The sequence below is a fragment of the Citrobacter amalonaticus genome (assembly GCF_018252635.1).
Lineage (GTDB): Bacteria > Pseudomonadota > Gammaproteobacteria > Enterobacterales > Enterobacteriaceae > Citrobacter_A > Citrobacter_A amalonaticus_E.
In genome coordinates, this window is record NZ_JAGTXM010000025.1 from 1 (window position 1) to 835 (window position 835).

Here is an 835-nt window from a genome sequence, read left to right on the forward strand (position 1 = left end):
ACTACACTGCTACGGTAGCAGCAGACCTCACCTGGTCCGTCACCGTCCCGGCGGCTGACCTCGCGCTGCTCACCGACGGTAACGTCACTGTCTCCGCCGAAGTGACTGCCGCGAACGGCAACACCGGCAGTGCGACACGGGATATCACGATTGATATCACCGCCCCGGTGATCACCATCGATAAAGTGGCAACCGATGACGTTATCAACAGCGCCGAGCACGGCGTGGCACAGATTATCAGCGGCACCACCACCGGCGTAAACGCCGGTGCCACCGTCACCGTGACGCTGAACGGTAAAACCTACACCACCACCACTGACGCAGACGGCAAGTGGAGCGTGGGGGTTCCGGCCGCCGATGTGACGGCGCTGGAAGCCGGCACCGCCACCATTAAAGCTGAGGTCTCTGACACCGCCGGCAACAAGGGCAGCGTCACCCGCAATATCACCACTGACCTCACCGGCCCGGCGGTGGCTGTCGACAGGGTCACCGCTGATGACATCATCAACGCCGCCGAGAAAGGCGCGGACCTGACGCTGACCGGCACCTGCGGCGCTGACGTTGTCACCGTCAAGGTGACGCTGAACGGCAAAACGTATGATGCCTCCGTCACGGACGGCACCTGGACCCTCACCGTACCCAAAGCCGACGTGGCGAAACTCGCCGACGGCACCGCCACGGTCAGCTCCCTGGCCACCGACACCACCGGCAACACCACCACCGTCACCCGTGACTTCAGCGTCGCCGCCGACAGCACACACCTGCCCACGGTCACCATCAACGCCCTCGGCGATGACCTTCTGAATGCCGCCGAGGTGGCGGCTGACCAGACCAT

The 835-nt window shown here is 64.1% G+C and carries 1 protein-coding gene; it reads left to right on the plus strand.

Annotation, left to right across the window (positions count from 1 at the left end):
• Nucleotides 1–835, plus strand: an 835-nt coding sequence (locus KE671_RS22555) for an Ig-like domain-containing protein (RefSeq protein ID WP_206164792.1), incomplete at both ends; no start/stop codon positions are given.